Source organism: Salinimicrobium oceani (assembly GCF_012037645.1).
This window is the reverse complement of record NZ_JAAVJR010000413.1, coordinates 1-510: the sequence shown is the minus strand read 5'-3', so window position 1 is coordinate 510 and position 510 is coordinate 1. Positions and strand designations below refer to the sequence as shown.

The window sequence follows — 510 nt, the reverse complement described above, 5'->3', positions numbered from 1 at the left end:
AAAATGCCGAATGGATCAGGGATCAGAGAGATAATACTACTTTCCCTCTTAATTTTGAAGATTACAGCAAAGAAATGGATCTAAATGAGGAGCAGGCAAAGAAATTTGACCAGATATCTGAGTACAAGTCCAATCTTACCTATAACTCTTTACCGTATGAAAAAGAACTGTTTACTGTGGATACAACCCTTGCAGAAAAAAGGGAAAGATGGCACAAGAGTTTAACCAGTGATATCTATATGGAAGAAGCAGTAAACGTGCTGGAAGACCTAAAGGTGAACAACATCAAAAAATCGGGTGTTGCGAATATCAAGAACTAAAATTATTCAAAGAATATTTCTCAAAAAGGGCTTTTTTAGGAAGCCCTTTTTTTTGTACCTGTTAGAAGGAAGTACTGAGTGCTGAGTATTGAGAGTAGCGTATAGAGAATAGAGTGTAAGGTTTTTAATGTCTCAGCAGATCCTGTAGAACGGAAGTTAAGAACCTGGAAAAGTGTTTTAAAGAAATGTT

At 36.1% G+C, this 510-nt stretch carries 1 protein-coding gene; it reads left to right on the top strand.

What is annotated here, in order from left to right; all coding sequences use genetic code 11:
* The coding region (locus HC175_RS17465) for a carboxy terminal-processing peptidase (protein ID WP_168139572.1) at positions 1-320 on the top strand (320 nt) is incomplete at its 5' end.
* Between the last annotated feature and the right edge of the window lie 190 nt (positions 321-510).